The sequence below is a fragment of the Rhodococcus sp. P4_F5 genome, from assembly GCF_056401315.1.
Map to the genome: position 1 here is coordinate 1 of NZ_JBFUJP010000090.1, position 19,538 is coordinate 19,538.

The window sequence follows — 19,538 nt, forward strand, 5'->3', positions numbered from 1 at the left end:
CGCAGAACCCCGCGCGGTCCCGCCGGCGGCCGCCGCAGTGGGGGCGCCGCATCGGCCTCGTCCTGCTGGCCCTGGTGGTGCTCGTCGGCGGTTCCGTGCTCTACCTCGACCGCGGGCTGAACCGGATCGACGCACTCGCCGACTACCCGGGTCGGATCRCCGACACCCCGGGCACCAACTGGCTGCTCGTCGGCTCCGACAGCCGGGCCGGCCTGACCCCCGAACAGGAACAGCAGCTCGCCACCGGCGGCGAGAGCCCGGAACTGGGCGGCAGCCGCACCGACACGATCATGATGGTGCACATCCCCGAGAGTGGGGCCGCGACGATGGTGTCCCTCCCGCGTGACTCCTACGTGCCGATCCCCGGGTACGGCCGCGACAAGATCAACGCGTCGTTCTCTCTCGGCGGACCGCAGCTGCTGGTCCAGACCGTCGAGGAGGCCACCGGGCTGCGGATGGACCACTACGCGGAGATCGGCTTCGGCGGATTCGCCGGCATCGTCGACGCCCTGGGCGGGGTGAACCTGTGCGTGCCGTACCCGATCGACGACCCGCTCGCCGGGATCAACCTGCAGGCCGGCTGCCAGGACCTGACCGGCGCCGAGGCGCTCGGTTTCGTGCGCAGTCGCGCGACGCCACTGGCCGACCTGGACCGGATGAACAACCAGCGGCTGTTCATGGCGGCGCTGCTGAAGAAGGCCACCGGGCTGACCACCCTGCTCAACCCGCTGCGACTGTGGCCGATGGTGACCGAGACCGCCGGTTCGTTTCAGGTCGACGACGGCGACCACCTGTGGAACCTGGGCGGCCTGGCCTGGGCGATGCGCGGCGACCTGGTCACCACCACCGTTCCGGTCGGCGGGTTCGAGGACGTCGACGGCTCCGGCAATGTGCTGCTGTGGGACCGCGCGCGGGCGTCGCAGTTCTTCGAGGCCCTCGCGAACGACCAGCCGGTCCCGCCCGAACTGCTGACGTCGGGCCCCTGAGGTCGTTGGCCGCGGCCCATCACGCGCCCGTCCCACCCACCGGAACCGCGATCGCGGCGCCGGTCGTCCCCTCGGCCGGGACGCGGTGGCGTGCACCACCTTCCGCGACCGGTCCACCGACGGGCGGCCGTCCGGCGGTAATCTGTGCGCCATGACCACCCGAGAGCGCAGCGAATTCCACGATCTCCTCCGCGAACAGATTCGCAACGAATTCACGGCCTCGCAGCAGTACGTAGCGGTCGCGGTGTACTTCGACGGAAATGACCTCCCTCAGCTCGCCGGGCGCTTCTACAAGCAGGCGACCGAAGAACGCAACCACGCGATGATGATGATCCAGTACCTCCTCGACAACGACCTCGAGATCAAGATCCCCGGGATCGACGAGGTGGTCACCGACTTCAGCTCGGTCCGGGAGCCGGTCGAACTCGCGCTGCACCAGGAGCGCGGCGTCACCGACCAGGTCACCAAGCTCGCGCGCACCGCCCGCGACACCGGCGACTACCTCGGCGAACAGTTCATGCAGTGGTTCCTCAAGGAGCAGGTCGAGGAGGTCGCCTCGATGACCACCCTGCTCGCCATCGTCGACCGGGCGGGCGACAACCTGTTCAACGTCGAGGAATTCGTCGCCCGCGAGATGAACTCGACCCCGCCGAAGGACGGCATGGCACCGCGGCCCGCCGGCGGCGGCATCTGACCCCTCGCGAAGTCGAGGCGACAGCGGCCTGACCAGGCGACGTCATTCGAATCGCCCACAAATAAGGCTCACTTAATTAAGGACGAACTTAATTAGGGAATACTTCCCTCAATAAGGTTCGACTTGGATGACACTTCGCCCTGACCAGCTATATCGTCGCCCGATGGCGAATTCCACAGAGACTGACCGGTCCAAGTTCCACGCGTTGCTCCACGACCAGATTCGCAACGAATTCAACGCGTCGCACCAGTACATCGCGACCGCGGTTTACTACGACAATTCGGATCTGCCTCAGCTCGCCAAGCATTTCTACTCGCAGGCGGTGGAGGAACGCAATCACGCGATGATGATCGTCCAGTACTTCCTGGACCGGGAAATCACGGTGGAAATGACGGGCGTCGACAACGCCAAGTCGCGGTTCGCGGACACCCGCGAGCCGATCGCGCTGGCCCTGCAGCAGGAGCGGGCGGTCACCGAGCAGATCATCCAGCTCGCGAGCACCGCCCGCGAGGAGGGCGACTACCTCGGCGAGCAGTTCATGCAGTGGTTCCTCAAGGAGCAGGTCGAGGAGGTCGCCTCGATGACCACCCTGCTCGCCATCGCGGACCGCGCCGGCAGCAACCTGTTCGACCTCGAGAACTTCGTCGCCCGCGAGATGAGCAGCCCGAAGGACGCGGCCGGCGCGCCGTCCGCCGCCGGCGGCACGATCTAGACCCCGGCCGCCACCAGCACCCGGCACAGCACCTCGAGGGCGCTCGCGAATGCGTTCTCCGGTGACGCGCCGTAGCCGACCACCACCCCGTCCCGCGGCGGGGTGGTGGCGTCCGGGTGCCGCAGTTGCGACAGTGGCCCCAACGCGAGGCCCGCCGCGGCCGCGGCCGCCAGCACGCGCCGCTCGCTGCCCGGCGGCAGGTCGACGACGGCGTGCAACCCGGCCGCGATGCCCGACAGCCGCACCGCCGGCGCCCGTTCCGTGAGCATCGCCACCAGCCGGTCGCGGCGACCGCGATAGCGTGTCCGCATCAGCCGGACCTGCCGGTCGTAGGCGCCGCTCGCCAGGAAGTCGGCGACCGCCAACTGGTCCGGCACGCTCACCCACCGCTCCCAGACGCCCTTGGCCTCGACCACCCGGTCCACGAGCCGGTCGGGCAGCACCATCCAGCCCAGTCGCAACGCCGGCGACAGGCTCTTGCTGACCGAACCGAGGTACGCCACCCGGTCGGGGTCGAGATCCTGCATCGCGCCCACCGGCTGCCGGTCGTACCGGAACTCCCCGTCGTAGTCGTCCTCGAGCACCAGCCCGTCGACGGTGCGCGCCCAGTCCATCACCGCCGCACGACGTTCCGGGTGCAGCGGCCCGCCGATCGGGAACTGGTGGGCCGGGGTGAGCAGCACCGCGGCCGCCCCCGACGATACCAGTTCCCCGACTCTGGCCCCGTTCTCGTCCACGGTCAACGGCACCGTGCGCAGGCCCGCCTCGGCGAGCAGGCCGCGGTGCACGTGCAGCCCGTACGACTCGACGGCGACCGTGCCCGACCCGGCCCGCACCACCGCAGGTGACCGGGCCAGCACGGACCCGATCAACGTCAGCGCGTGGGCGGTGCCCGCACACACGACTATCCGGTCGGGGTCTGCCCGCACCCCGCGCGCCCGGGACAGGTAGTCCGCCAAGGCAATTCGCAACTCCGGGCGGCCCCGGGGATCGCCCGGGCCGAATGCCTCGCTCGGCGCCGCGGTCAGCGCACGCCGGGTGGAGGCGATCCAGGCGGCGCGGGGAAACGAGGCGGGGTCGGGCGAGCCCGGCATCAGGTTGTGCACGGGCGACGGGGCCGCGACAGGTCGGCGTGTCCCCCCGGCCGCCGTGGTGACCGCGCGCGGTGCCACCCGGGTGCCCGAGCCCTGCCGGGCGGTGAGCCAGCCCTCGGCAACGAGTTCCGTGTACGCGTCCGCCACCGTGTTACGGGCGACCCCGAGGTCCGCGGCCAGGGCTCGCGACGGTGGCAGCGCGGCTCCCGGAGCCAGCCGGCCCGACCTGATGCCCTCGCGGAGGGCGGCGGTCAGCGCGGACCGCACGCCGCCCCGGCCGCGGAGGTCCAGATGCAGGTCCAGCCCGGAATTGGCCCACGAGTTCACTCCCAGATTGAACCATTCGGACGGACCATTCCGCGCCTACAGTCGAATCCATGACCACACCCGAGCACCCGCAGCGAGTCAACTTCTTCAAGAACGCCCCCGAGGTCTACCAGGCGATGATCGCCCTGGACGCCGCGGCCAGGAAGGGCGTCGACCCGGTCCTCGCCGAGCTGGTGGTCACCCGCGCCTCCCAGATCAACCACTGCGCGTGGTGCATCGACATGCACACCGCGGACGCCCGGAAGGTCGGCGTCAGCGAGCAGAAGCTCTACCTCCTCAACGCGTGGGAGGAGATGCCGGGCCTGTACACGGAGCAGGAGCGGGCCGCGCTCGCCCTGACCGAGGCCGTGACGGTCCTGACGGACGGCTTCGTGCCCGACGACGTCTACAACCGGGCCGCGGCGCACTTCGACGACGCCGAGCTCGCCCAGCTGATCGGCCTCGTCCTGTCCATCAACGCCTGGAACCGGATCGCGGTCACCACCCGGCGCACGCCCCCGATCCGCTGAGGGCGGTCTGACGGCACCGTGCGGAAAGCACGACGGGCGCCGCGCGTCGGAGGACGTAGCGGCGCCCGTCGGGCTTTCGTGGTGTCGGGTCAGCGGAGCGTGATCTGGCGACCGCGCAGGCCGTCGCGGCTGCGCCGCTCCTCCGAGGTCAGCGGGGCGTCGACGGCCAGCGCCTGCGCGAGGCGGTCGCCGAGTTCCGCGGTGGCCGGGGCCCATTCCTGGGCGTGCTTCTCGCGGTCGAGGTCGAACACCGGCACCAGCAGGCCGTGCGTCCGGAACGAACCCGCGTAGCGCGAGCCCTCACCGAGGTGCAGTCCGCCGGACGCGTGCACCCGGGCCAGCGCCAGCATCAGCTGGTCCTCGTCCTCGGGGCGCACCCAGCGCAGGTGGGCCTTCTCGCCGGCGTCGACCCACCAGGCCGCGACCACGCCGTCGGCGTCGAGACGCGCGGACGGCATGATCACCTCGTTGGCCCGCTCGACGGTCGCGGCGACCTCCGGTGCCGGCGTGACGCCCTCCGGGATCCACCAGTTGAAGTCCTGGTACACGGTGATGTCGAGGGCCGCGCCCGCATCGATCACGTCGGCCAGGCGCGGGCCGTCGGCGCCGACGGTCGCGGCGGTGAGCGACTCGCCGGGAGTGGCGGTGGCCGCCCACGACGCGGYGGCCACGAGGTCGGCCCCGAGGTCCGCGGAGTGCGCCTGCACCTGCATGCCGACGAAGCCGGTGGCGGAGTCCGTCTCGTCCCGGACCAGGGCYGCGACGGCGCCGGGCAGCACGGTCGCGACCACGACGGCGCGGTCGGCACCGGTCATCGGCAACGGCGCGGTCGCGGACGGGACGAACTCGCGCATCGCGACGAGATCGCACTCGGCGGCCAGGCCCTCGAACGGCCGGGACACCACTGTCGCCGCGGCGCTCTCCTGGGCGGCGCGCCGCTCGGCGAGCTTGGCCGCGCGGTTGCTGTCGGGCTTCGGACCACTGTTTCTTTTGCTCTTACCCACGTCCGGAAACCTACACGCCCGTGTTACCGCGCGAGCCACTCCTTGGTACGGCCCGGATGGTTGGTGGCGATCCAGCCGACCCCGAGGTCGCGGCACAATTCCACGTCCTCGCGCTCGTCGACGGTCCAGCAGTAGGTGGCCCGGCCCGACGCCGCGGCCCGGTCCACCAACTCGGGGTGTTCGCGCAGGGACTTGATCGACGGCCCGACGGCGGTGGCGCCGACGGTGGTCGCCGCGCCGCCGCCCAGGTAGCGCGACGACTCGCCGAGCAGCACCGTCGGCAGCAGCGGCGCCGCCCGCCGGACCCGCCACACCGCACTCGCCGAGAAGGACATCACCACGGCCCGCGAGTGGCTCGCCGACGCGGGCGCGGACAGCCCGAACCGGGACAGCTCGGCCAGCAGCTTGCTCTCCACCAGGCCCCCGTACCGGACCGGGTGCTTGGTCTCGATGAACAGCTTGGTCGGCCGGTCGCGGAAGTCGAGGACCAGGGTGATCAGCTCCGCGAGGGTCAGCAGCCCGGCGGGTTCGCCGTCGGTGCCGAAGTCCAGCGCGTTGAGGTGCTGCAGCGTCATCTCACTGACCAGCCCGGTGCCGGAGGAGGTGCGGTCCACCCGGCGGTCGTGCACGCACACGAGGTGGCCGTCCCGGGTGAGCCGGACGTCGCACTCGAGCCCGTCGGCGCCCTGCTCGAGGGCGAGTTCGTACGCGGCGAGGGTGTGCTCCGGCCGGGCGGCCGACGCGCCGCGGTGCGCGACGACGAGGGGGCCACGCCGGTCCGGGCTCACCGCGCGCCCGCTTCCGCCGGGACCGGTTCGGCCGCGACGGGTGGTGCATCGTCCGGCGCCGCGACACTCTCGGCCGGCGACGCCTCGGGCACCGCGACCACCCAGCGGGTCAGGGCCCGCGGCCGCCCGGTGAGACCGAGCCCGTCCACGCGGCGCATCACCGCCAGCGTCGCGACCGCGACCGCGACGGCCACCACGTCACCGAGTGCGGCCAGCAGCACCCCGTTGGCCTGCGCCTGCACGGAGTCGTGCGACCGCCACACCAGGTTCACCGCCAGCAGCACGCCGCTGCTCGCCCACAGCCCCCACCACAGCCGAATCAGGTTCCGCGTCTTCGGGTTCCGGTCGGCGATCTCGTGCAGGTACACCCCGGGCAGCACCAGATTCACCCCGGGCACCAGGCAGCCGACGACCACCGCCGCGGGCCGACGCGGATCGCTCCGACCGGCCGCGGCGTAACCGGCGGCACGGGTCCGCAGCAACCACGCCACCGAGGCCGCGGCCGCGGCCAGCGCCAGCAGCGGCGCCATCACGCCGGCCGCGCCGACCAGTCCGTCCGACACCGCGAGGACGGTCGGGTCGATCAGGGTGGTCCGGTTGCGCAGCAGCAGGCCGTACCGGAAGAGCTCGGCCAGGGCGGCCACCGCGAACAGCACGGCGGCGGTGACGAGCAGCGTCGGGGCCAGGTCGGCCATCCGCTCCTGACGCCCGTACCCGGGCTCCTCGGGCTCGGCGGGCGGCGGGTCCAGCAGGCCCCACCGGGGCATCTCACGGTACGACCGCGGCGAGGGGTCGGCCGCCCCCTGCCCGGCCCCCGCCGCGGGTCGTCGGGCCCCGGCGCCGGGACGGCGGGCGACCCAGCGGAAGTTGCGCCGCGACGGCGGCTCGGGGCGGGCCGGGTCGGTCGGGGAGAGCAGCACCCCGTGGCAGCGCGGGCACCACTGCGACGGCCGGCCGGCCACCGGCCATCGGGCAGCGCACCGGACACAGACCTGGACGGCGCTCATCTAGTAGATCTTCGCCGAGCGGCCGTCGTCCGCGGTCAGCGGCCGCCCGGTGTGCTGCCAGGCGACCATCCCGCCGGAGACGTTCACGGCGTCGTAGCCGATCTGGTTGAGGTACGTGACCACCTGGATCGACCGTCCGCCCTGCCGGCACACCACGTACACCTCGGCGTCGATGTCGATCTCGTCCAGCCGGGCGGGGACGTCGAGCATCGGGATGTGCAACGCGCCGGGCGCATGACCGTCCGCCCACTCGTAGTCCTCGCGCACGTCCAACAGGACGGCGGCGTCGTACGGATCCGCGGGCACCTCGCCCACCTCGACAGAGGGCACGTCACCAAAGCTCACATGGTCGATCTTGTCACGTTCGCGGCGGCCGCGGCGGCCGACTCCGAGAAGGTTGTGCACACCCTGGGGATCAACCCCGGACGGCGATATCCACAGGGCCTACCACGGCATTTAGTCGAAATGTGACCCAGGCCACAAGTTGTCCACCGAGTTATCCACAGTTTCCACAGGCTTGTCCACAGATAGTGCACAACCCTACGAAAATGGGTGGGGACCACCGGCGTGCGGCACCCTGGACGGCATGGAGCTGAGAATTTTCACCGAACCACAGCAGGGCGCCACCTACGAGCAGTTGCTACGGGTCGCGCAGGCGGCCGAACAGCTCGGGTACGGGGCGTTCTTCCGGTCCGACCACTACCTGGCGATGAACGTCGACGGCCTGCCCGGGCCCACCGACGCCTGGATCACCCTCGCCGGGCTCGCCCGCGAGACCTCGACCATCCGGCTCGGCACACTCGTCACCTCCGCCACCTTCCGGCACCCGGGTCCGCTGGCGGTGTCCGTCGCACAGGTCGACGCGATGAGCGGCGGCCGCGTCGAGTTCGGTCTCGGCGCCGGCTGGTACGAGGAGGAACACCTCGCCTACGGCATCCCGTTCCCCGGCGTCAGGGAACGCTTCGACAAGCTCGAGGAGACCCTCGCCGTGGTCACCGGCATGTGGCGCACGCCGGTCGGCGAGAAGTTCTCCTACGACGGCGCGCACCACCGCATCCTGGACTCGCCCGCCCTGCCCAAGCCGCACCACCCCGGGGGGCCGCCGATCGTGATGGGCGGCCTCGGCAAGAGGCGCACCCCCGCGCTGGCCGCGCGCTACGCCGACGAGTTCAACCTGCCGTTCGCCTCGGTGGAGGACTCCGCGACCCAGTTCGAGCGGGTGCGTCAGGCCTGCCGTGCCGTCGACCGCGACCCGGCCGACCTGGTCTACTCCAACGCCCTGGTGCTGTGCTGCGGCCGCACCGAGGCGGAGGTCACCGCACGGGCCGGGCGGATCGGACGCGAGGTGGCCGAGCTGCGCGAGAACGGGGCCGCCGGCTCGCCCGCGGAACTCGTCGACAAGATCGGCCGGTACGGCGAGCTCGGCGCGACCCGCATCTACCTGCAGACCCTCGACCTCGACGACCTGGACCACCTGGAGCTGGTGGCCACCGAGGTGCTTCCCCAGCTGCGCTGAAACCGAGGCGCCCCCGCTCGTCGGTCGGCGGAGGCGTCAGTGGGCGGGGCGTCAGTGAGCGGGGGCGTCGCCCAGGAAGAGTGCCAGCTGCCGGGTCCACTGCAGGTCGCGGCGGCGGTTCAGCATGCCGTTCCCGATCGCCACGCCGGCCCCGGCCAGCAGCATCACCATCACCCAGCTGAACACCGCGACGGTCACCGCGGAGATGGCGGCACCGGCCTCGGTGACCGGCTCCGCCGCCCGTGCGCCCGACCGGTCGACCCAGATGTCGACCGGCGAGCCCACGGCCGTGCCCGCGGGCACCGTGAGGTCGCCGCGATGCGTGCCCTCACGCCAGTCCCACGTCGCCGGGACGGTGCCGAGCGAGGCCGCGTCGAGGTCCGCGCCCGCCCGCCAGCCGGTCGCGTCCTCGAGGGTGGTGGCAGTGACCTGGCGCAGGTCGTGCGCCTGCTGCCGCGCCAACGCGCTCTGACTCTCGTCGGTTCGGACACCGAGCCACACGGCCACCGGGACCAGCACGATCCCCAGCATCACCAGTCCGACCGTGAGCGCCGCCTCGAGCCGGTCCGAGCGCCGGACCAGCGAACCGGGTTCGCGCCGCAGCATGACCAGGGCCAGTGACAGCCTCCCGTGCACCACCTGCGACATCCGACCCGGCCCTCACCTCTGGACACTGCCCCGACGGGGACTCCTGTCGTCCACAGTCGTACGTGGTGAGACCAAGATCAAGTACCTGCGGGCACCGTCACATTTCGTGCGGAGTCGGAACGGATCGAGTATGTCGGGCTCGGGTCACTGCGGCGGCAGGACGTCCGTCTGCGCCGGCACCTCGTCCTGGGGCAGCAACCCGACCGGGCAGCTGACGCCCGTCGCATGGACGGGGCAGTAGCCGCCGGGGTTCTTTCCCAGGTACTGCTGGTGATAGCCCTCGGCGTAGTAGAACGTGCCGAGCGGCTCGATCTCCGTGGTGATCGCCCGGTATCCCGCCTCGGACAGCCGCGCCCCGAAGACCTCGGCCGTCGCGCGCGCGGTCGACGCCTGCGACTCGTCGGCGGTGAAGATCGCCGACCGGTACTGGGTGCCCTGGTCGTTCCCCTGCCGCATGCCCTGGGTCGGGTCGTGGTTCTCCCAGAAGTGCGCGAGCACCCCCGCGTAGGAGATCACCTTCGGGTCGAACACCACCAGCACCACCTCGGTGTGCCCGGTCCGCCCCGAGCAGACCTCCTCGTAGGTCGGGTTCGGCGTGTAACCGCCCGCGTACCCGACGGCGGTGCTGTACACCCCGGCGAGCTGCCAGAACTCCTTCTCCGCGCCCCAGAAGCAGCCCATCCCGACCACCGCGGTCTGCATGCCGGCCGGGAACGGGGGCACCAGCGGGTGACCGTTGACGAAGTGTGCGTCGGGTACCGGCATCGGATCCTGCCGACCGGGCAGCGCCTGGTCCGCGGAGATCAGGTGGGATTTTGCGGACGCGTGGCTGAGGATGTCGTCATACCAGGACATGCTGCGATGTTACTCGCGGTCGGCCGGGCGTCCCCGGACGATTCGCCGCCGACGGACAACTCGAGGCCCGCCGACGGCTCGGGACCGGCCGCCGCGGCGGTCGCCGACCGCGGACCCCAGATCCGGGCGGCGAGGTCGCCCACCCAACGCCCGCCGGGCACCTCCACGAACCGGTACATCGCCTCGGACGCCAGCGCGGTCACCAGCAGGAACGCCAGCACCGCGCCGGTCTTGCCCACGTGCCCCACGGTGAGCTCGTAGACCCGGTACAGGATCAGGGTGTGCAGCAGGTAGATGGCGTAGCTGCGGGTGGCAACCCAGCGCACCACCGGCCACCGCCCCGCCGCCCCGTCGAACCGGGCCAGGGCCAGCACCGCGGCCGTGACCACCACGATCGTCCACAGGTAGCGGTCGCCCGACCAGTACACCCGGATGTCGGTGGCCAGGCGCACCACCTCGAACTGCGCGATCATCGCCACCACCACCCAGCGCCACGACGCCAGCCGCGCCCAGCCCAGGTAGATGATCTGCCCGATGAACAGCGCAGGCAGGGTGGCCGCGACCTTGCCGAGCATCGGCACCGAGTACGGCTGCGGCACGAACTGGTTGTAGAGCAGGACCAGCGCGCAGAGCGCCGAGCCGAGGATCGGGACCGCGACTGGGACGGCGCGCAGCAGCGGGCGGGCGGCGGCGAGGTAGAGGTAGAAGATCACCTGCACCACCAGCGTCCAGACCACGCCCAGCACCGCGACCTCGGGCTTGAGGAAGAAGCCGCCGAGCACGAAGCTCAGTGCCACCTGCGAGTTGGTGACCGTGTCCTGGGGGCTGAACATGCCGTTGACGCCGAGCCGCACCAGCAGCACCGCCAGCGCGATCGCGACCCACAGCCCGGGCAGCAGCCGACCGACCCGGTTGAACAGGAAACGGCCGGGGGTCTGCCGGGCCGCCGAGGCCGTGAGCATCAGACCGGTCAGCATCATGAAGACCGCGACGCCCAGGAAGGACAGGTGCTGGTTGAGCCCGCCGTCGTCGACCAGGGTCTCGTAGACGACGTCGATCAGCCACCAGCCGGTGCCAAGGTCGTCGATGAGGTACAGCGAGATGTGCGAGTAGAGGACGGCGAGGACCGCCAGGGCCCGAAGAAGGTTTGCGCCCCCGAAGTTGATCCGCGAGGCCGGCGCGGGCGCCGTCGCGAGAACCTGTTGCTGTCGGGGCACCGCCAGAGTTTAAGGTTCCGTTCATCTCTTGGACGAATCCCGGACGATGCCTCCCGCGTCACTGACCGGCCCCGACGCCGCCGCACGGGTGCTCCCGACCGCGGGCGGCGGTTGCGGACGGTGTACGAATGGGATTGGGTTACAACCCAGAAGCACCAAAGCAAGGTACACACCGGGCGTTCGCGCGCCCGTAAGGAAGGGACCCCCGTGTCTGTCTACTCGCTGCCTGAACTGCCCTACGACTACGCGGCACTCGAGCCGCACATCTCCGCGAAGATCATGGAGCTGCACCACAGCAAGCATCACGCGGCCTACGTCGCCGGCGCCAACGCGGCCCTCGAGAAGCTGGCGGAGCTGCGCGCGTCCGACACGCTCGCGCCCGTCGTGAACCTGCACGAGAAGAACCTGGCGTTCCACCTCGGCGGCCACACCAACCACTCGGTGTTCTGGAACAACCTCTCCCCCGAGGGTGGCGACAAGCCGGAGGGCGAGCTGGCCGCCGCGATCGAGGACCAGTTCGGCAGCTTCGACGCGTTCCGCAGCCACTTCTCGGCCAACGCCAACGCCATCCAGGGCTCCGGCTGGTCCATCCTGGCCTGGGACTCCATCGCCCAGCGGCTGATCATCGTCCAGCTGTACGACCAGCAGGGCAACATCTCCATCGGCCTGACCCCGCTGCTCATRCTCGACATGTGGGAGCACGCCTTCTACCTCGACTACCAGAACGTCAAGGGCGACTACGTCAACGCCTTCTGGAACATCGTGAACTGGGCCGACGTGTCCGCGCGCTTCGACCGCGCCCGCACCCAGACCGCCGGTCTGATCGTCTAGTCACAGCCGTCACCGACTCCGCCGCGTCCCGCTCGTCCGGGTCGCGGCGGAGTCGTTTCCGGTGGGGCCGTTTGGCCGCCGTGGTCGTATTGTTGAGAGCGTGACTGTGACCGCGGACACACTCGTCGAAGGACTCACGTTCCCCGAGGGCGCGCGGTGGCACGAGGGCCACCTGTGGTTCTCCGACACCCACGCCGGCGAAGTGCTCGCGTACGACCCCGCCACCGGCGCCCTGAACACCGTGGCCGAGGTTCCCGGCCGCCCCGCGGGACTGGGATTCCTGCCCGACGGCCGCCTCCTGATCGCCTCCACCCGCGACCGGCTGGTGCTGTGCCGGGACCCCGGCGGCGCGCTGTCCGTCTACGCCGACCTCTCCGGCATCGCCGTCTGGCACCTCACCGACATGTGCGTGGACCGCCGCGGCCGCGCGTACGTGGGCAACAGCGGCGACGACAGCACTCCCCCGGCCCCGCCGCGGCCCGCCGACCTCGCGATGGTCGAGCCCGACGGCACCGTGCACGCGGTCGCCACCGACATGATGCTCGCCAGTGGCATGGTCGTGACCGCCGACGGCGGCACCCTGGTGGTCGCGGAGACCCGCTCGACACCGGGACGCCTGACCGCGTTCACCGTCGAACCCGACAGCAGCCTCGCCCAGCGCCGGGTGCTGGCCGAGTTCGAGACCGGCATCGCCCCCGAGGGGCTCGCCATAGACGCCGAGGACGGCATCTGGGTGGCGTCGCCGTCCGGGGGCGGCGAGGTGCTGCGGGTCGACGCGGCCGGGGTCGTCACCGACCGGCGGGTTGTGTTCGACTCCCACGCGGTGGCGCTCGGCGGCGCCGACGGCCGTGACCTGTTCGTATGCACCTGCGAGACCCCGATTCCGGAGGAGGCCGAGGCGGAGCGGTCCGGTGCGATCCGGCTGCTCCGGGTGGAGGTGCCGGCGACACAGTACTGACCGATCTCCCCGCCGCGGCGCCCGAGTTGTCTGGTTGCCGCGGTCGGCGCATCCTGGAAGTAGCCGGGCATGGCCCGGGTGCGCGATCCGGGATCGAGGGGGCGGGCATGAGCAGAAACGAGTACATCGGAGTCTCGCCCTTCCACTCCGCGGGTTCGTTGCGGGGGTTCGTCATCTCGGGCCGGTGGCCGGAGACCACCAAGGAGTGGGCGCAGCTGCTGGTGTTCACCGTGCGCATCGCGTCGGTGCCCGGATTGCTTTCCACCTCAACGGTTTTCGGTGTCCACGAGGAGCTCCCGGAGAACCCGGCACCGGACATGGTCGGCCTGGTCGTCGCCGCGGGTCCGGTGATCGGCAAGTCCGCGGTCACGCCGGGCTGTTTCGCGGACCACCAGCCGCCGGCGCTGCTGATGCTGCACCCGCCGTCGGAGACGCTGCCGTCGCTGCCCGAGTGCGTGGGTGCGGCGTCGGGCTGCGTCCTGCTGCCGGGGCTGCCGTACCTGGGACTCGACCACCGGGCGGCCTGGGTGGAGGCCGAGCCCGACGGCACCGTGACCTCGATGGTCAGCCGGGTGAGCCTGGACCCGAACTGCGACCCCGACACCGCCGTTTTGGCGATGCTGCTCGCCGCCTGACCCCTCCCGGAAGTTCAAAGTTCGGCTCCCCAAACTTGTTGTGCGCTTTGTGGTTTCGCAGAGTCGCCGGTAGGCTCGACAGCAACGAAGGGGAGTAGCCCCCAATCGAGCAGTCGACATACTGGCAGGCGCCGAGCATCGGCCAATGCCCGGCTGCCCGAACCGGCACTGCCGGTGGGCGAGACCTTCGGCCGTCGACGCACCCGCGTCGGAGGCCGGAGGAAGGTCCCCAACATCCTCCGAATCGAACGAAACGGAGGATCCGCGTGCTTGCCGCCCTGCTGCTGAGCTTCGGCGTCATCTTCGTCGCCGAGCTCGGCGACAAGTCCCAGCTGATGGCCATGGCGTTCGCGCTGCGCTACAAGTGGTGGGTCGTGATCGGCGCCATCACCGCGGCGACCACGGTGGTGCACCTGGTCTCGGTCGCCGTCGGCCACTACCTGGGCGCGGCCCTTCCGACGAACTTGATCAGCATCGTCGGCGGCATCGCGTTCGTGGGCTTCGCGGCCTGGACGCTGCGCGGCGACAGCCTCACCGACGACGAGCAGAACAAGGCGGCACGGGTCGGTACGTCGGCGTTCCTGGCGGTCGCGTCGGCGTTCTTCCTGGCCGAACTCGGCGACAAGACGATGCTCGCCACCATCACCCTCGCGGCGGACAACGACTGGGTGGGCGTGTGGATCGGCTCGACGGTCGGCATGGTCGCCGCCGACGCCCTCGCGATCGTCGTCGGCGCCGTGCTGGGCAAGCACCTACCGGAGCGGTTCATCCAGCTCGCCGCCGCGACGCTGTTCCTGGTGTTCGGCGTGATGCTGCTGCTCGACGGCCTGTTCCCCGGGTCCCCCGTCGGCCCGATCGCCGCCGGGTCGATCCTCGCGGTCGCCGCGGCGGCCGGCGGGGTGCACTACGTGCGGTCCCGGCGGGCAGTCGCCGTACCCACCGAGGGGACTCGCGAACCCCTCGACAGTTAGCGAGGTCAACGGCGGGCCCGCCCGCGCCGCGTCACCCGTGGGCGACGCGGCGGCGGCCGCTAACCCAAGCTGCCGAAACTGAGATCCACGGGGATGACCCGCGTGGTCCCCGTCGCCATCCACCCCTCCGACGCCGGGACGCCGGTGCCGGTGAACGTGACCCCGCTGGTGCCGTCGGCGACGAGTTCGGTCGCCTTGAAGGACGCGTGGACCGTGACCTGGCCGGAGACGAAGCCTCCGCCGCTGCGCTCCCTTGTCGCGACGGCCCAGCCGCCGGCGGGCGCCGTGACCGTGACATCGCCGGTGACGGGGTCCACCACCGCGGTCGAGTCCGGGCTCGTCAAGATGGGCGCCTCCGGATAGAAGTTGGGTGTGTAGGAGTAGAGCGAGACTCCGACGAATTCGAAACCCCTCGGGGTATGGAACGTAACGCTCGTTACCGCGGCATCGGGGAGGGAGGCCTGGGTCCCGGCGTCCCCGACAAAGAAACCGGCGCTCAGCCAGGCATTCTGACCCACCACCAGCTCGTCGGTACCGGAGAAGCTCATTCTGAAGTCGCCGACCCGCTGCTCGGCGGCCCAGAACGTGTCCCTGTCGCAAGCAATGTCGCCGGGGCTGTAACGGTCACACGGCCGGACCCCGGTGCTGCCGGTCGACACCGCCCCCGCGCCTCCCACACCCACCGTCACACCACCCGCGACGATCGCCAGCGCCGCGAACACAGCCCCACCCGCACGCACAAGATGTCGACCCATTGCTACGAACTCCCTCCGTGCCGGGGACCCGGCGAACCCAGCGCCCGCCCCCACCCCGACAGCCCGCCCAGACTAGGGGCGAAACGGACTCACCGCCGCGGAATCAGAAGAACTGTTTCAGCAGTTCACAGCGTTAAACGCCATACCGCCGGGGCCCCGGCCCAGACACGCCTCGCCACCGTGTCGCCCATCGGCGACGTGCCGACGGTGGCCGCTGAGTGGAGCTGCACGAGACTCACGATCGCCGCCGTGGCGTGGTGCCTCCACTGGGCACGGTCCCTCGACACCGATGCCCTACCGGCCGAGGAGACTCGCGAGCCGCTCGACCGGTAGGCAGCCGTCAGGAGCCCATACTGCCCGTGCCACCGGAACCCGGGACGACTCGAGTAACGCCTTCTGCCACCCATCCCTCGGACTCGGGAACGTTGGTGCCGGTGAATGTGAATCCGCTCGAGTCGGCCACGAATCCGTCGGGAGCCTTGTAGGTGAACTCGAGCGCGAGGCTCCCGCCCTCGAACCTGCCCCCGTTCCGACCCGGATTGAGCGCCCAACCACCGGCCGGTGCCGTGACGGTGACCTCCCCGCCATCGGGATCCACCGTCACCGTCGAGTCGAAGTTCACAGTCGGCCCGGGAGGCGTCTCTGTGGGCGTGTAGCCCTTCACCTTCACACTGACGAACTCGAATCCGCTCGGCACGTGATGAGTGACGCTCGTGACATCGACGTTCTCTGCCGGCGCGGCGACCTCGAACGCCGCTTCCTGTGCCACGACGACCGCAGTGAACGTGGTGGTGGCCCCCGGGTCCACTTCTTCGGGTCCGTAGTACACACCGTGATAGTTGCCGAGCATCCCGTCGTCCCGGAAACCATTGCCGTAACACCCGCGGTCAGGGAACCCCCAGTCCATCGACGGCAGGCAGGGGCGAATCAGGTTCTGCAGGATCTCGTCCGCCCACCACGGCCCCTGATCCGAACTCCCGACGCCGACCACGGCGCCGGTCGCCGCACCGGTTCCGGCCACCACGCCACCCACGACGATGCTCAGTGCCGCGAGTACCGCCCCACCCGCACGCACAAGATGTCGACCCATTGACACAAACTCCCTCCGTGCCGGGGACCCGGCGAACCCAGCGCCCGCCCCGCCCCGCCCCGACAGCCCGCCAAGACTAGGGGCGAAACCGACTCACCGCCGCGGAACAAGAAGAACAGTCTGCGCAGGTCACAGCGTTAAACACCACACCGCCGGGGCTCTGGCCCGGGCACGCCTCGCCACCGTGCCGCCCACGCCGTCGCGCCCCCACTGCCCCGGTGACAGGATCGACCAACACGGCCGAGTCCAGGACACCATCGACCCCGGACCCACCGCCGCCGGCGGGTAACCGGCGACCTTCACATCCGCGAACTCGAGGCCTTCCGGGGGTTGACACTCGTGACATCCACGTTCACCCCTGTGCGGCGACGTCGGAGGTGATTCTCGAACCAGAACCACGCGCGACCAGTATCTGAACCTGCCAAACCCTCCGAAATTGGTTGCAACCCAGGCATTTCCCTTCGCCGCCCTGCCATCCGAATCCGGGACGGTGCTGGCGGTGAACGTGAGGCCGCTGAAGCCGTGACGACCCGCGTCGATCACCTTGTAGCGCGGCTTCCCTGGGGCATCCCAGTCGCAGGAGGCAACCTCCGCCCCCACGAACTCAAGACCTTCCGGCGCAAGGAGTTTGACCGTGCGGACCTCCACGTCAGGAATCGGACCTTCGGCTGGCCCTTTGGCGCGGCGGACGCAACGGGGACACTGGAAGTGTCTCGACGACGCCCACGGGAGGGTTGGACATGCCCGAACCGATGCCCCCGGACCCGATCGCGGCCGCGAAGGTGGTGTTGCTGCAGACCCGCAAACGCGACGGCAGTTGGGTCGACACCCCGGTGAACATTGCGGTGGCCGGGTCCCGGGCCTATTTCCGAACGCCCGGCCGCGCGTCGAAGAACAAGCGGCTGCGTAACTTCCCCGACGTTCGTCTGCGGCCCTGCACGTGGTCGGGCAAGCCGACCGGACCGGAACCCGTCGCGGCCACTGCGCGGCTGCTGTCCGGAGCCGATGCCGACGCCGCCGCGCGGGCGATCGACCACCGGTTCCCGGTCCTGCAGCGGGTCTTCGTGCGAGCGGCCCACAAGGTGTTGCGTACCCCGACCCTGCACTACGAACTGACCGGCTTCCGCGCACCCTGACGACCGTCGGGTACCTGGTATCGGAACCGTACGGTTCCATGTTGAACCAGGCATGACGCTTCCCGAATCGGGCACCGTCTCGCCGCGGCAGCGGATCACCGCCGGCCGCGCCGAGACCGCGCACCGCATCGACTTCCTCACCGCCCGGCTCGCCGAGATCATCGAGGGCTCGCACCTGACCACCGACGACGACGAGCACGACCCGGAGGGCGCGACCATCGCGTTCGAACGCGCCCAGACCGCGTCGCTGCTCGCCGAGGCGCGCGGGGACCTCGACGAACTCGCCGACGCCGAGCGCCGCCTCGATGCGGGCGCCTACGGCGTCTGCGAGAAGTGCGGCCACCCGATCAGTGACGAGCGACTGGACGCGTTACCCGCCGTGCGGCGCTGCATCGCCTGTGCGTGATCAGTCGACCACGGCATCTCGAGTCATTGCTGATTGCCAGGCCCGGGCGGCGGCGCACCACAGGACAGCGGCGGGTCGAGGACCTCGAAGCCGGTGCCCTCCATGACCGGCCAATCCTGGGGTTCGATACCGGCAGCGGTGAACCCGAGCCCACCCGCCTGGATCGAAAACCGAAATTCGCCCGCTCAGCGGTCGGCGACGGCGGAGATCCGTCGCAGCAACGCCGAGAGGGTCTCGCGGTCGCCGTCGTCCAGCCCGGCAAGCAGCTGCCGGTCCAGTTCGAGGCGCCGCGGGAACTGCTCGTCCACCAGCGCGCGGCCGGCGTCGGTCAGCTCKAGCAGCACCACCCGGCCGTCGCGCTCGTACGGCCGGCGTCGCACCAGGCCCTGCGCGACCAACCGGTCGGCGTGCTTGGTGGTGGCCGCGCCGCTGACCATCGTCACCGCGGTGACCTCGCTGGCCCGCAGCGGCCGTCGGCTGCGGGCCAACGCCCCCAGCACGTCGAACTCCGCCCGCGTGACCCCGCTCGGCGCCAGCATGTCGTCGAGCCGGGCCAGCGCCTGCGCGCCGATCCGGCTGATCCGGCCGATCACCTCCACCGGGGACAGGTCCGCGTCCGGGTAGGCCCGGGCCCACTCGCCGCGGACACGGTCCACGAAGTCGTCGTCGGTCGCACCCATGCGCACATCGTAGCGACGAGCCCAATTCTATTTCACACTTAATTTACCAGTGAAATATATGTACCCTGGGGAGGTGCCCGCCTCCCCCACCACTCCCACCGCCCTACCCGGCCACCTGCGCCGGTCCGGCGACGCGCTCGCGCACGCGGTGTCCGCCCACGCCTGGCGCGGCGCCCTCGAGGTTCGTCCCGCCGACGCCACCGTGGCGCCCTCCGTGCGGGTCGGGATCGCCGCCGCGGTGACGCTCGTCGCGGGCGGCCTGCTCGGGCAACCCACACTGGCCGGGGTCGCCGCCCTGGGCGCACTGACCTCGGCGTTCGCCCGGCACGAGCCGTACCCGAGGCTGGCCGCGAAGCTGGCCGTCGTCGGGGTCAGCCTGGTCTCGTTCGTCGCCCTCGGGGCCGTCGCCGGTGCCGTCGGCCTCACCGCGGGCTGGCAGATCGCGCTGCTGTCCGCGGCCGCGGGCCTGGCCTCGTTGGTCCTGGGCGCGTTCCGGATCACCGGCCCGGGCGCGGTCATCTTCGTCTTCGCCGCCATGGCCGCGGTCGGCTACACCCACACGGCCGCGGACATGGCGGCGATCACCGTCGCGGTCCTCGCCGGCGTCCTGGTGGGCTGGGCTGCCGCCCTGGCACCCGCGGCGTTCCTGCCGATGGGCGCCGCCCGCCTGGCGACGGCCCGGGCACTGGCCGCGGTGGCCCGGCTCGACGGCCCCGGAC

At 70.9% G+C, this 19,538-nt stretch carries 22 protein-coding genes and 1 pseudogene; 12 read left to right on the forward strand and 11 right to left on the reverse strand.

Annotated features, from left to right (window positions below; genetic code table 11):
- The 3 genes from AC1DU4_RS23645 to AC1DU4_RS23655 all read left to right on the forward strand — a co-directional run.
- The coding region (locus AC1DU4_RS23645; RefSeq protein ID WP_477844033.1) for an LCP family protein at positions 1-986 on the forward strand (986 nt) is incomplete at its 5' end.
- A 151-nt stretch (positions 987-1,137) separates the two neighbouring features.
- Positions 1,138-1,680 carry a ferritin gene (locus AC1DU4_RS23650; RefSeq protein ID WP_477844035.1) on the forward strand — a complete coding sequence of 181 codons (543 nt, stop codon included), beginning with the start codon at positions 1,138-1,140 and terminating at the stop codon, positions 1,678-1,680.
- A 163-nt stretch (positions 1,681-1,843) separates the two neighbouring features.
- Positions 1,844-2,392, forward strand: a complete 549-nt coding sequence (locus AC1DU4_RS23655; RefSeq protein ID WP_072844384.1) for a ferritin — start codon at positions 1,844-1,846, stop codon at positions 2,390-2,392.
- Here AC1DU4_RS23655 and pdxR read toward each other — a convergent pair.
- Positions 2,389-3,813, reverse strand: coding sequence for a MocR-like pyridoxine biosynthesis transcription factor PdxR (gene pdxR / locus AC1DU4_RS23660; RefSeq protein ID WP_477844037.1), 1,425 nt, complete (start codon positions 3,811-3,813; stop codon positions 2,389-2,391). The two genes, AC1DU4_RS23655 and pdxR, sit on opposite strands and share 4 nt — an antisense overlap.
- Before the next feature lie 50 nt (positions 3,814-3,863).
- Between pdxR and AC1DU4_RS23665 the strand changes: the two genes are divergently transcribed.
- A complete protein-coding gene (locus tag AC1DU4_RS23665; protein WP_477844039.1) occupies positions 3,864-4,322 on the forward strand; it encodes a carboxymuconolactone decarboxylase family protein in 459 nt (152 codons plus the stop codon).
- A gap of 89 nt (positions 4,323-4,411) precedes the next feature.
- Here the strand turns inward: AC1DU4_RS23665 and AC1DU4_RS23670 are convergent, their stop codons facing one another.
- From AC1DU4_RS23670 to AC1DU4_RS23685, 4 genes are read right to left on the reverse strand one after another with little or no spacing between them, the layout of a single operon-like run.
- Entirely contained in the window at positions 4,412-5,326 is a 915-nt protein-coding gene (locus AC1DU4_RS23670) for a DUF5926 family protein (protein WP_477844041.1), read from the reverse strand.
- Positions 5,327-5,349: 23 nt separating this feature from the next.
- Entirely contained in the window at positions 5,350-6,114 is a 765-nt protein-coding gene (locus AC1DU4_RS23675) for a glycerophosphodiester phosphodiesterase (protein WP_477844043.1), read from the reverse strand.
- Complete coding sequence (locus tag AC1DU4_RS23680) at positions 6,111-7,121, reverse strand: DUF4328 domain-containing protein (RefSeq protein WP_477844045.1); 1,011 nt, start codon at positions 7,119-7,121, stop codon at positions 6,111-6,113. Before AC1DU4_RS23680 ends, AC1DU4_RS23675 begins: the two co-directional genes overlap by 4 nt.
- Positions 7,122-7,466: a rhodanese-like domain-containing protein gene (locus AC1DU4_RS23685; protein ID WP_477844047.1), complete on the reverse strand. Its 345-nt coding sequence runs from the start codon at positions 7,464-7,466 to the stop codon at positions 7,122-7,124.
- A 241-nt stretch (positions 7,467-7,707) separates the two neighbouring features.
- On the opposite strand from AC1DU4_RS23685, the gene AC1DU4_RS23690 reads away from it, so the two are divergent.
- Positions 7,708-8,637 (forward strand): LLM class F420-dependent oxidoreductase, encoded by a 930-nt coding sequence (locus AC1DU4_RS23690; RefSeq protein ID WP_477844049.1) that lies wholly within the window; start codon positions 7,708-7,710, stop codon positions 8,635-8,637.
- A 51-nt stretch (positions 8,638-8,688) separates the two neighbouring features.
- Here the strand turns inward: AC1DU4_RS23690 and AC1DU4_RS23695 are convergent, their stop codons facing one another.
- The 3 genes from AC1DU4_RS23695 to AC1DU4_RS23705 all read right to left on the reverse strand — a co-directional run bounded on the left by AC1DU4_RS23695 (position 8,689) and on the right by AC1DU4_RS23705 (position 11,306).
- Positions 8,689-9,285 carry an Rv1733c family protein gene (locus AC1DU4_RS23695; RefSeq protein ID WP_477844050.1) on the reverse strand — a complete coding sequence of 199 codons (597 nt, stop codon included), beginning with the start codon at positions 9,283-9,285 and terminating at the stop codon, positions 8,689-8,691.
- A gap of 144 nt (positions 9,286-9,429) precedes the next feature.
- Complete coding sequence (gene msrA, locus AC1DU4_RS23700) at positions 9,430-10,140, reverse strand: peptide-methionine (S)-S-oxide reductase MsrA (RefSeq protein ID WP_477844052.1); 711 nt, start codon at positions 10,138-10,140, stop codon at positions 9,430-9,432.
- Entirely contained in the window at positions 10,089-11,306 is a 1,218-nt protein-coding gene (locus AC1DU4_RS23705) for an acyltransferase family protein (RefSeq protein ID WP_477844072.1), read from the reverse strand. The genes msrA and AC1DU4_RS23705 overlap by 52 nt, the downstream gene beginning before the upstream one ends.
- 258 nt (positions 11,307-11,564) lie before the next feature.
- Between AC1DU4_RS23705 and AC1DU4_RS23710 the strand changes: the two genes are divergently transcribed.
- The 4 genes from AC1DU4_RS23710 to AC1DU4_RS23725 all read left to right on the forward strand — a co-directional run bounded on the left by AC1DU4_RS23710 (position 11,565) and on the right by AC1DU4_RS23725 (position 14,752).
- Positions 11,565-12,188 carry a superoxide dismutase gene (locus AC1DU4_RS23710; RefSeq protein ID WP_477844054.1) on the forward strand — a complete coding sequence of 208 codons (624 nt, stop codon included), beginning with the start codon at positions 11,565-11,567 and terminating at the stop codon, positions 12,186-12,188.
- A gap of 100 nt (positions 12,189-12,288) precedes the next feature.
- Entirely contained in the window at positions 12,289-13,146 is an 858-nt protein-coding gene (locus AC1DU4_RS23715; RefSeq protein WP_477844056.1) for an SMP-30/gluconolactonase/LRE family protein, read from the forward strand.
- Between the two features lie 107 nt (positions 13,147-13,253).
- Positions 13,254-13,781 carry a peptidase gene (locus AC1DU4_RS23720; protein ID WP_477844058.1) on the forward strand — a complete coding sequence of 176 codons (528 nt, stop codon included), beginning with the start codon at positions 13,254-13,256 and terminating at the stop codon, positions 13,779-13,781.
- 266 nt (positions 13,782-14,047) lie between these two features.
- Entirely contained in the window at positions 14,048-14,752 is a 705-nt protein-coding gene (locus tag AC1DU4_RS23725; protein WP_477844060.1) for a TMEM165/GDT1 family protein, read from the forward strand.
- Positions 14,753-14,811: 59 nt separating this feature from the next.
- On the opposite strand, the gene AC1DU4_RS23730 is transcribed toward AC1DU4_RS23725, so the two are convergent.
- The gene (locus AC1DU4_RS23730; protein ID WP_477844063.1) at positions 14,812-15,507 is read right to left on the reverse strand and encodes a hypothetical protein; all 696 of its coding nucleotides are present in this window, start codon (positions 15,505-15,507) and stop codon (positions 14,812-14,814) included.
- A 340-nt stretch (positions 15,508-15,847) separates the two neighbouring features.
- Positions 15,848-16,597 (reverse strand): hypothetical protein, encoded by a 750-nt coding sequence (locus tag AC1DU4_RS23735; protein WP_477844065.1) that lies wholly within the window; start codon positions 16,595-16,597, stop codon positions 15,848-15,850.
- A gap of 740 nt (positions 16,598-17,337) precedes the next feature.
- On the opposite strand from AC1DU4_RS23735, the gene AC1DU4_RS23740 reads away from it, so the two are divergent.
- Positions 17,338-17,733, forward strand: coding sequence for a PPOX class F420-dependent oxidoreductase (locus tag AC1DU4_RS23740; RefSeq protein WP_477844066.1), 396 nt, complete (start codon positions 17,338-17,340; stop codon positions 17,731-17,733).
- A 52-nt stretch (positions 17,734-17,785) separates the two neighbouring features.
- Positions 17,786-18,139: a TraR/DksA family transcriptional regulator gene (locus AC1DU4_RS23745; protein ID WP_477844068.1), complete on the forward strand. Its 354-nt coding sequence runs from the start codon at positions 17,786-17,788 to the stop codon at positions 18,137-18,139.
- A gap of 185 nt (positions 18,140-18,324) precedes the next feature.
- Here AC1DU4_RS23745 and AC1DU4_RS23750 read toward each other — a convergent pair whose 3' ends face one another.
- On the reverse strand, positions 18,325-18,819 hold the full coding sequence (locus AC1DU4_RS23750) for a MarR family winged helix-turn-helix transcriptional regulator (protein ID WP_477844070.1): 495 nt from the start codon (positions 18,817-18,819) through the stop codon (positions 18,325-18,327).
- A gap of 73 nt (positions 18,820-18,892) precedes the next feature.
- Between AC1DU4_RS23750 and AC1DU4_RS23755 the strand changes: the two are divergent.
- Positions 18,893-19,538, forward strand: a pseudogene (locus tag AC1DU4_RS23755) (FUSC family protein); the annotation flags it as partial.

What these genes read in the sequence shown, in the direction of transcription:
- AC1DU4_RS23650 (WP_477844035.1), top strand. Translation starts at nt 1,138, where the DNA reads ATGACCACCCGAGAGCGCAGCGAATTCCACGATCTCCTCCGCGAACAG.
- AC1DU4_RS23680 (WP_477844045.1), bottom strand. Translation starts at nt 7,121, where the DNA reads ATGAGCGCCGTCCAGGTCTGTGTCCGGTGCGCTGCCCGATGGCCGGTG.
- msrA (WP_477844052.1), bottom strand. Translation starts at nt 10,140, where the DNA reads ATGTCCTGGTATGACGACATCCTCAGCCACGCGTCCGCAAAATCCCAC.
- AC1DU4_RS23655 (WP_072844384.1), top strand. Translation starts at nt 1,844, where the DNA reads ATGGCGAATTCCACAGAGACTGACCGGTCCAAGTTCCACGCGTTGCTC.
- AC1DU4_RS23745 (WP_477844068.1), top strand. Translation starts at nt 17,786, where the DNA reads ATGACGCTTCCCGAATCGGGCACCGTCTCGCCGCGGCAGCGGATCACC.
- AC1DU4_RS23730 (WP_477844063.1), bottom strand. Translation starts at nt 15,507, where the DNA reads ATGGGTCGACATCTTGTGCGTGCGGGTGGGGCTGTGTTCGCGGCGCTG.
- AC1DU4_RS23740 (WP_477844066.1), top strand. Translation starts at nt 17,338, where the DNA reads ATGCCCGAACCGATGCCCCCGGACCCGATCGCGGCCGCGAAGGTGGTG.
- AC1DU4_RS23695 (WP_477844050.1), bottom strand. Translation starts at nt 9,285, where the DNA reads ATGTCGCAGGTGGTGCACGGGAGGCTGTCACTGGCCCTGGTCATGCTG.
- AC1DU4_RS23665 (WP_477844039.1), top strand. Translation starts at nt 3,864, where the DNA reads ATGACCACACCCGAGCACCCGCAGCGAGTCAACTTCTTCAAGAACGCC.
- AC1DU4_RS23690 (WP_477844049.1), top strand. Translation starts at nt 7,708, where the DNA reads ATGGAGCTGAGAATTTTCACCGAACCACAGCAGGGCGCCACCTACGAG.
- AC1DU4_RS23720 (WP_477844058.1), top strand. Translation starts at nt 13,254, where the DNA reads ATGAGCAGAAACGAGTACATCGGAGTCTCGCCCTTCCACTCCGCGGGT.
- AC1DU4_RS23735 (WP_477844065.1), bottom strand. Translation starts at nt 16,597, where the DNA reads ATGGGTCGACATCTTGTGCGTGCGGGTGGGGCGGTACTCGCGGCACTG.